Annotated in this window: 7 protein-coding genes and 1 pseudogene; 5 read left to right on the top strand and 3 right to left on the bottom strand. The window is 68.4% G+C overall.

Annotated elements, in window-relative coordinates; translation table 11 throughout:
- The coding region (locus tag B551_RS07915) for a DUF1853 family protein (protein WP_023263827.1) at positions 1-980 on the top strand (980 nt) is incomplete at its 5' end.
- A 105-nt stretch (positions 981-1,085) separates the two neighbouring features.
- On the opposite strand, the gene lplT is transcribed toward B551_RS07915, so the two are convergent.
- Entirely contained in the window at positions 1,086-2,405 is a 1,320-nt protein-coding gene (gene lplT / locus B551_RS07910) for a lysophospholipid transporter LplT (protein ID WP_006577848.1), read from the bottom strand.
- Between the two features lie 539 nt (positions 2,406-2,944).
- Here lplT and alr point away from each other — a divergent pair.
- Together alr and radA are read left to right on the top strand one after the other, a co-directional pair.
- Positions 2,945-4,078 carry an alanine racemase gene (alr, locus tag B551_RS07905; RefSeq protein WP_023263826.1) on the top strand — a complete coding sequence of 378 codons (1,134 nt, stop codon included), beginning with the start codon at positions 2,945-2,947 and terminating at the stop codon, positions 4,076-4,078.
- Between the two features lie 53 nt (positions 4,079-4,131).
- Positions 4,132-5,496, top strand: coding sequence for a DNA repair protein RadA (gene radA, locus B551_RS07900; RefSeq protein WP_023263825.1), 1,365 nt, complete (start codon positions 4,132-4,134; stop codon positions 5,494-5,496).
- 51 nt (positions 5,497-5,547) lie between these two features.
- Here the strand turns inward: radA and B551_RS07895 are convergent, their stop codons facing one another.
- Positions 5,548-6,003, bottom strand: coding sequence for a hypothetical protein (locus tag B551_RS07895; protein WP_006577846.1), 456 nt, complete (start codon positions 6,001-6,003; stop codon positions 5,548-5,550).
- Positions 6,004-6,321: 318 nt separating this feature from the next.
- Between B551_RS07895 and B551_RS07890 the strand changes: the two genes are divergently transcribed.
- Together B551_RS07890 and B551_RS07885 are read left to right on the top strand one after the other, a co-directional pair.
- Positions 6,322-6,807 (top strand): disulfide bond formation protein B, encoded by a 486-nt coding sequence (locus B551_RS07890; protein WP_006577845.1) that lies wholly within the window; start codon positions 6,322-6,324, stop codon positions 6,805-6,807.
- Between the two features lie 45 nt (positions 6,808-6,852).
- Positions 6,853-8,691 (top strand): ABC transporter ATP-binding protein, encoded by a 1,839-nt coding sequence (locus B551_RS07885; RefSeq protein ID WP_043438083.1) that lies wholly within the window; start codon positions 6,853-6,855, stop codon positions 8,689-8,691.
- 70 nt (positions 8,692-8,761) lie between these two features.
- Here B551_RS07885 and B551_RS07880 read toward each other — a convergent pair.
- Positions 8,762-9,042, bottom strand: a pseudogene (locus B551_RS07880) (ABC transporter); the annotation flags it as partial.

The raw sequence follows: 9,042 nt of genomic DNA, 5'->3' as shown, positions 1-9,042 counted from the left end.
GGCAGCGCTGGCTGGCCGCCGCCGATCCCCGGCAGCTGCCGCCCACGATCGAGGAACTGTCCGCCTTGCCCGGCGCCGTCCAGGCGCTGGCTCCGGCCGCGCGCAGCCTGCGGCTGGGCCGGCATGCCGAACGGCTGCTGCATTTCGCGCTGGAGCACGGCGACGGCATCGAGCTGGTCGCCTCCAATCTGCCGGTGCGCCGGCATGGCGCGCATGGCGTGCAGACGCTGGGCGAGCTGGATTTCGTCTGGCGGGAAAGTGCTGGCAGCAGCGGCGGCGCCGGCAACACCGCCGGCGCCGGCCAGCTGGTGCACTGGGAGATGGCCGCCAAGTTCTATCTGCTGGTGGAGCCCGGCGGCGATGCGTCAGAGGCGTCGCCCGCCGAGCGCACTGCCTGGCTGCAGGCCTTCGTCGGCCCGAACCTGGTCGACCGCCTCGGCGACAAGCTGTCGCATATCGTGCGCCGCCAGCTGCCGCTGTCGCGCACGCCGGAGGCCGAGGCGCTGCTGGGCGGCCGCGTCGATCGCAGCGAAATCTATCTGCTCGGCTGGCTGTTCTATCGCGACGGGCGGATGCCGGCCGGCCTCGATGCGCTCGGGCTCAATCCGGCCCATCTGCGCGGCTGGTGGTCGACGCTGGAGCAATGGGCGCAGCGGGTGGCCCTGGGATCGTCAGAGTCGTCGACGGCGGCAACGCCGGTGCGCTGGCATCGGCTGCCGCGCGCCCGCTGGCTGTCGCCGGCGCTGGTGCCCGAGCACGACACCGAACCGTTCGAGACGCTGCGCGACGCGCTGGCCGCGCGCTTCGCGGAGCCGCATCGCGACCTGGCATGGCGGCGCGAATCGCCGGTGATGATCTGCGAGATGGAGCCGGCCGGCGCGTCGGCGCCGGGCTGGTGGCGCGAGCGTTCGCGCGGCTTCGTGGTACCGCCGGGATGGGAGGAGAGGGCGCGGCAGCGCATCGCGCAGCCGCCGCGTTAGATCGTCGCGTCATTCCCGCAACGGTGGGATCCCCGCGTCCTGCCCGTCTCTGCGCAGGCCACCGGGTCCCCGCGTCCGCGGCGCCGACGGCTGGCCGGCGCCGTCTCAGTGGTGCTTGTCCTCGCCGATCATCGCCAGCGAGTTGTACAGCCGGACGTTCTTGCGATGCTGGCGCATCACCAGCAGCATGGTGCCGCAGACGAACATGCCGAAGGCGATGATCACGATGCCGATCGGCACGTTCAGCTTGATCAGCAGCGCGTACAGGCACAGCATCAGCAGCACCGAGACGTTCTCGTTGAAGTTCTGCACCGCGATCGAGTGGCCGGCCGACAGCAGCACGTGGCCGCGATGCTGCAGCAGCGCGTTCATCGGCACCACGAAGTAGCCCGACATGCCGCCCACCACCATCAGGAACACATAGGCGATCGCCATATACAGCGGCATCCGCATGCCCAGCACGTCCAGCGCGACATCGGGCATCGCGTCCTTGGTGTAGAAGGCCATCAGCATCACGATCGCGCCCATCGCGACGCCGAACGGCAGCACCGACAGCGACTTGCGCAGCGGGATCCGCATCGCCGCCATGATCGCGCCGACGGCCACGCCGACCGCCACCACCGCCTGCAGCAGCGCGCCCTGCGACAGGTTCAGGCCGAGCGATTTTTCCGCCCACTTCAGCACGATGAACTGCAGCGTCGCGCCGGCCCCCCAGAACAGCGTGGTGACCGCCAGCGAAATCTGGCCGAGCTTGTCCTTCCATAGCGCGGTGAAGCAGTCGGCGAACTCGGCGATCAGCTTGATCGGGTTCTTCTCCTGCTGCGGATAGCGGGCGCCGGTGTCGGGGATGAACAGGTTGAACAGCGCGGCGATCACGTAGAACAGCATGATCACCACCATCGCGGCCTCGGCCGGCGTGTCGATGCCGGTCTCGATCCATGGCAGGTCCATCGCCAGCATCAGGCTCGACACCTTGACCGAGATCAGCGCGCCGCCGACCACCGTGCCGAGGATGATCGAGCCGACCGTCAGGCCCTCGATCCAGCCGTTGGCCGCCACCAGGCGCTCGGCCGGCAGCAGCTCGGTCAGGATGCCGTACTTGGCCGGCGAATAGGCCGCCGCGCCGAAGCCGACCACGCCATAGGCCAGCAGCGGGTGCAGCCCGAACATCATGATCGCGCAGCCGCCGATCTTGATCGTGTTGGTGATGAACATCACCTTGCCCTTGGGCATCGAATCGGCAAAGGCGCCGACGAAGGCGGCCAGCACGACATAGGACAGCACGAAGAACAGCTTGAGCAGTGGGGTCATCCACTGCGGGGAGTGCAATTCGGCGAGGAGGGCAATGGCGGCGATGAGCAGAGCGTTGTCGGCCAGCGAAGAAAAGAACTGCGCGGCCATGATGGTGTAAAAACCCTTCTTCATACCTTGGACTCTGTCTCCATCGCGATTTCCTTGCGCTACTGGCGTGCCCGCGCCAACGGCCGTCGGCATCGTGCGGAGGGGGTGAACGGCGGCCGTGCCAAAAGGAGGCCCGGGACGCACGGGTCGCCCGCGCCGGGTCCGGTTCGGCGTGGCGGGGGCGTGTACGTACCTGACGTGACCCGTCATATTGAATCACTTTTGAAACATGGCCGGAACGTCCGGCTTTATATCACGAAAGTCTTTCAATTCCGAAGAAGGGAAGACCGCAAATTGACCGGGTTTGACCATTCGATCTGGAGCGGATTCCCGGGAATTGCCGAACCAATGTGGTCAAATAACGGTCTACGCGGTGCCCCTTCGGTGTGCTGCCGCGCATTGGTGCAGAACGCACGTGGTTGTCCCTCCGGTCGACCGCCGGCGTTGCCGCTGTCAGTGCCTCGGGCACCACAACGGCGCGCACGCCCAGGCCAATGGTCGACCATAGCCGCCCGGGCCCCTGCGGCGCCCCGAGGCCGCCGTGACGAACCTTCCCTGATCCCATGCCAAGACCGATTCACGCTGTCATCCATCAACCCGCCCTGGCCAACAATCTCGAGGTGGTGCGCCGCCACGCGCCCACCTCGCGCGTCTGGGCGGTGGTCAAGGCCAACGCCTACGGTCACGGCATCCGGCGCGCCTTCGCCGGCCTGCGCGCGGCCGACGGCTTCGGCCTGCTGGACCTGAACGAGGCCGTGCTGCTGCGCGAACTGGGGTGGCAGGGACCGATCCTGTTGCTCGAGGGCTTCTTCCAGCCCCAGGACGTGCCGCTGCTCGAGGAATACCGGCTGACCACCGCGATCCACAACGAGGAGCAGCTTCGCATGCTGGAGGCCGCCCGTCCGAAGGGGCCGCTGGCGATCCAGCTCAAGCTCAATACCGGCATGAACCGGCTCGGCTTCGCGCCGGACCAGTATCGCGCCGCCTGGGAGCGCGCCCGCACGCTGTCCGGGGTCGGCAGCATCGTCCATATGACGCACTTCTCCGACGCCGATGGCGAGCGCGGCATCGCGCATCAGCTGGAGGTGTTCGACGCCGCCACCGCCAATCTGCCGGGCGAGGCCAGCCTGTCCAACTCCGCGGCCACGCTGTGGCATCCGGCCGCGCACCGCGCCTGGGTGCGGCCTGGCATCGTGTTGTACGGCGCCTCGCCGAGCGGCCGGCACGCCGACATCGCGGACACCGGGCTGATGCCGGCGATGTCGCTGCACAGCGAACTGATCGCGGTGCAGGAATTGCGGCCCGGCGACACGGTCGGCTACGGCTCGCTGTATACCGCGGACCGGCCGATGCGGATCGGCGTGGTCGCCTGCGGCTATGCGGACGGCTATCCGCGCCATGCCGCGGGCTGGGGCGACCAGCCGGCGCCAGTGCTGGTCGACGGCGTGCGCACGCATCTGGTCGGCCGCGTGTCGATGGACATGCTGTGCGTCGACCTGACGCCGTGTCCGAAGGCGCGGGTCGGCTCGCCGGTGACGCTGTGGGGCCACGGCCTGCCGATCGACGATGTCGCCGCCGCCAGCGGTACGGTCGGCTACGAGCTGATGTGCGCGCTGGCGCCGCGGGTGCCGGTGACGGTCGCGACGCTGACGGTGCCGGATGCGCCCGGCGTGGCCGAGGCCGCGCCCGCCAAGTAGAATCGGCGCCTCTCAGCTCTCCGCTCTCAGCTCCCCGGCACCAAGGATTCCCGTTGGCAAAGACCAAGACCGTTTACACCTGTACCGAATGCGGCGGCTCCGTGCCGCGCTGGCAGGGGCAGTGCCCGCATTGCCAGCAATGGAACACGCTGGTCGAAAGCGTGCCCGAGACGCCGTCGGCGCGGCGCTTCCAGCCGCTGGCAGCCTCGAGCACGGTGCAGCGGCTGTCGGAAATCGAGGCGTCCGACGTGCCGCGCTTTACCAGCGGCATCGAGGAATTCGACCGGGTGCTGGGCGGCGGGCTGGTCGCCGGTGGCGTGGTGCTGATCGGCGGCGACCCCGGCATCGGCAAGTCCACGCTGCTGCTGCAGGCGCTGGCGAATCTGGCGGCCAGCCGGCGCGTGCTCTATGTCAGCGGCGAGGAGTCGGGCGCGCAGATCGCGCTGCGCGCGCAGCGGCTCGGCATCGACAGTCCGAGCCTGGGGCTGCTGCCCGAGATCCAGCTCGAGAAGATCCAGGCGACGCTCGACGCCGACAAGCCCGAGGTCGCGGTGATCGACTCGATCCAGACGCTGTACTCGGAGGCGCTGACATCGGCGCCGGGCTCGGTGGCACAGGTGCGCGAATGCGCGGCGCAGCTGACGCGGATCGCCAAGAGCAGCGGCACGACGATCATCCTGGTCGGCCATGTGACCAAGGAAGGCAGCCTGGCCGGGCCGCGCGTGCTCGAGCATATCGTCGACACGGTGCTGTATTTCGAGGGCGACACGCATTCGTCGCACCGGCTGATCCGCGCGTTCAAGAACCGCTTCGGCGCGGTCAACGAGCTGGGCGTGTTCGCGATGACCGAGCGCGGCCTGCGCGGCATCAGCAATCCGTCGGCGCTGTTCCTGTCGCAGCATGAGCAGACCGTGTCCGGGTCCTGCGTGATGGTCACGCAGGAGGGCTCGCGCCCGCTGCTGGTCGAGATCCAGGCGCTGGTCGATGCGGCGCACGTGCCGAATCCGCGCCGCCTGGCGGTGGGCCTGGAGCAGAACCGGCTGGCGCTGCTGCTGGCCGTGCTGCACCGCCACGCCGGCATCGCGTGCTTCGACCAGGACGTGTTCCTCAATGCGGTGGGCGGGGTCAAGATCACCGAGCCGGCCGCCGATCTGGCGGTGCTGCTGTCGATCCACTCGTCGATGCGCAACAAGCCCTTGCCGCGCGGGCTGGTGGTATTCGGCGAGGTGGGGCTGGCGGGGGAGATCCGTCCCAGCCCGCGCGGCCAGGACCGGCTGCGCGAGGCCGCCAAGCTGGGCTTTACGCAGGCGGTGATTCCGAAGGCCAATGCGCCGAAGCAGCCGATCGACGGGCTCGAGGTGATCGCCGTCGAGCGGATCGAGCAGGCGATCGAGCGGGTGCGCTACCTCGACGGTTGAGGGGAGGGGCGCCGGGGAAGTCTTCGATCTTCGATATCCCTGGCCCGCCCGTCAACCGAACACCGAGTCCTCGCACAGCGCGCCCAGCAGCGCGGCGATCAGCACCACCGCCGACACGAACAGCCAGCGCTGCGTGCGGCGGTATTCGGGCACCTGGTCGTCCTCGACCCGCAGCGAACGGAACAACGCCACCACCTGTAGGCCGGCGGCGACGCCCAGCGAGATCTCGACCGCCAGCGACAGCGGATTCCACGCGCCCGGGCTCTCGAAGCTCCAGTAGCGCCAGAAGGCCAGCGTAAAGGCCAGCAGCACGGAGATCGCGGTGATGAACCCCTGGCGATAGCCGACCGGCACCACGGGCACCACCGGTACCGGCGGCTTCGGCGTGTTTGCCGAGTTGGCCGCCGCGTCGCGCCGGGGCACGGACGCGGCGGGCGGCGGGATCGTGCGAAAACGTGGGGCACGCACATCGTTGCTGCGCACCGCGCGCAGCGCATTGCTCTTCATCGTTACGGTCCTCAAGCAAGCGGGGGCGGATGCAGGGGGATCGCGCGGGATCGCATCGCGCCGACACAATGAACGGCATTGTTGGCGCGATCGCCGGCCTCGGCAATGCAAAGCCGCCGCGCTGCGGCGATCGGCCGCAACGATGGCCCCAGCGCGTGCAGGGGTCATCGCATCGCTGCGACGCGCGCGGTGCAAAATCGGTAAGATGGCGCCTGTCCGCGATGCCGGACCACCGCTATCGCCATGCGTTGTCTATCCGGAATGTTCCGGATCCTGTTCACCGCTCTTGTTCACCGCTCTGTCGACCGCCATTCCGCCATGCAAGCGAATTCCCGCGCCTACTTCCTGCTGATTGCCATCGTCTCGTTCGGGCTGGTCGGCTACGCCCTCTATCTGCAGCACGCGCAGGGCTATCAGCCGTGCCCGCTCTGCGTGATGCAGCGCTTCGCCTTCGTCGCGATCGGGCTGTTCTCGCTGCTGGCCGCGCTCGGACAGGGCACGCGCACGCTGTGGCAAGGGCTGGCGATGCTGTCGGGCGTCGGCGGCATCGCGGTGGCGGGCTATCACATCTCGCTGCTGCTCGATCCGAAGGCGAGCTGCGGCATCGATCCGCTCGAGAACTGGGTCAACGCGCTGCCGACCGCGCGCGTGCTGCCGCAGGTCTTCTATTCGGACGGTCTGTGCACCGCGCCGCTGCCGCCGGTGCTGGGCATCTCGATTCCCGGCTGGTCGCTGATCTGGCTGGTGGTGCTGACCGGCGTGCTGGCGGTCGGACTGATCCGGCGCGAGCGCAACTATCGTTGAGCGAGCCCCAGCGGCCGCTCGACAACATCATTGGAGAAACTGGCCGTGTTCCGTTGGTTTGAAAGGCGCATCCACAACTACCCGGATTCGCTTCCCGATACGCCGCCGCAGCACTGGATCGCGTTCATCGTCGATTGCACCGCGGGCGTGCGGCGTTACTTGCTGCTACTGGTGCTGTGCGCGATGGCGATCGGCATCTTCGAGGCGGTGCTGTTCAGCATGCTGGGCCGCCTGGTCGACTGGCTCGCCGCGGTCAAGCCGCAGCAGCTGTGGTCGGCCTATTCGGACCGCCTGCTGCTGCTGGCCGGCATCGTGCTGGCGAGCATCGTCGTGGTCGCGGTCTGGAGCATGCTGAAGTTCCAGACGCTGTTCGGCAACTTCCCGATGCGGCTGCGCTGGAATTTCCACCGGCTGATGCTCAACCAGAGCATGGGCTTCTTCCAGGACGAGTTCGCCGGCCGTGTCACCACCAAGGTCATGCAGACCGCGCTGGCCGTGCGCGACGCGGTGATGACGGTTGCCGATATCCTGGTCTATATCGTGATCTACCTGGTGTCGGCGGCGGTGGTGCTGGCCAATTTCGATGGCTGGCTGCTGGCGCCGTTCCTGCTGTGGGTCGTCGCCTATGTCGGCGCATCCTGGTATTTCGTGCCGCGGCTGGCGCGCGTGTCGGCGCATCAGGCCGACGCGCGCTCGGTGATGACCGGGCGCGTGACCGATGCCTACACCAATATCGCCACCGTCAAGCTGTTCTCGCACTCGCGCCGCGAGGCCAGCTACGTGCGCAGCGCGATGCAGGAGTTCATGCAGCCCGTCTATGCGCAGGGGCGGCTGATCAGCGCCTTCGAGATCGTCAACCACACGCTGATCATGATGCTGATCGTGGCCACCACGGGGCTCGCGCTGTACCTGTGGTCGGCCGGCCAGATCGGCATCGGCGCGGTGGCGGCGGCCACCGCGATGGCGATGCGCCTGAACGGCATCTCGCAGTGGGCGATGTGGGAGATTGCCGAGCTGTTCGAGCATATCGGCACGGTGCGCGATGGCGTGTCGACGCTGGCCCGTCCCCGGCATATCGAGGACCGTGTCGACGCCGTGCCGCTGCGGGTGCCGCACGGCGAAATCCGCTTCGAGCACGTCGACTTCTCCTACGGCTCGGGCCGGCCGGTGTTCGACGACTTCACGCTGACGATCCGCCCCGGCGAGAAGGTCGGCCTGGTCGGCCGCTCGGGCGCGGGCAAGTCGACGCTGGTCAACCTGCTGCTGCGCTTCTATGACGTCGAGTCGGGCCGCATCCTGATCGACGGTCAGGACATCGCCGGGGTCACGCAGGACAGCCTGCGCGCGCAGATCGGCATGGTCACGCAGGACACCTCGCTGCTGCACCGTTCGGTGCGCGACAACATTGTCTATGGCCGGCCCGATGCCAGCGATGCCGAGATGGTGGCCGCCGCGCGGCGCGCCGAGGCCGAGGACTTCATCCACACGCTGAGCGACCGGGAAGGGCGGCGTGGCTACGATGCGCACGTCGGCGAGCGCGGCGTCAAGCTGTCGGGCGGCCAGCGCCAGCGCATCGCGATCGCGCGGGTGATGCTGAAGGACGCGCCGATCCTGCTGCTGGACGAGGCCACCAGCGCGCTCGACAGCGAGGTCGAGATCGCAATCCAGCAAAGCCTGTACCGGCTGATGGAGGGCAAGACCGTGGTGGCGATCGCGCACCGGCTGTCGACGCTGGCGGCGATGGACCGTATCGTCGTGCTCGATCGCGGCCGCATCGTCGAGCAGGGCTCGCACCGCGAACTGCTGCAGCGCGGCGGGTTGTACAGCCGGCTGTGGGCCCACCAGAGCGGCGGCTTCCTGACCGAGGAGGCGTTGCAGGAGTAGCGGCACTCCCGTCTTGACCCTGATCCTGACTGCGATCCCGGCCGCGGCCGGGATCGCCTCGGTCAATCGATCAGGCGATCTGCTCGATCTGCTCCTGCAGCTCCAGCCAGCGCTCCTCCAGCGTGGCCAGTTCCCCTTCGACCTCGCCCTGGCGCTTGAGCATCTCCAGCAGCCTGGCCTTGTTGGCCTCGGCATAGCTGGCCTCGTCGGCCATGAAGCCGTCGATCTCGGTCTTGGCCTGTTGCAGCACGGCCATCCGCTTCTCGACCTTTTCCAGTTCCTTGGCCAGCGGTTTGCGCAGCTGCGCCAGCCGCTGCCGCTCGTCGGCCTCGGCGCGGCGCTGGTCGCGGC

This window comes from Cupriavidus sp. HPC(L) (assembly GCF_000307735.3).
Taxonomy (GTDB): Bacteria; Pseudomonadota; Gammaproteobacteria; order Burkholderiales; family Burkholderiaceae; genus Cupriavidus.
Note: the sequence above shows the minus strand (reverse complement) of the source record. Positions and strands in the feature narration are given on the sequence as shown.

Excerpts from the sequence above, each read along its gene's own strand:
- lplT (WP_006577848.1), bottom strand. The coding sequence starts at position 2,405 with ATGAAGAAGGGTTTTTACACCATCATGGCCGCGCAGTTCTTTTCTTCG.
- alr (WP_023263826.1), top strand. The coding sequence starts at position 2,945 with ATGCCAAGACCGATTCACGCTGTCATCCATCAACCCGCCCTGGCCAAC.
- B551_RS07895 (WP_006577846.1), bottom strand. The coding sequence starts at position 6,003 with ATGAAGAGCAATGCGCTGCGCGCGGTGCGCAGCAACGATGTGCGTGCC.
- B551_RS07890 (WP_006577845.1), top strand. The coding sequence starts at position 6,322 with ATGCAAGCGAATTCCCGCGCCTACTTCCTGCTGATTGCCATCGTCTCG.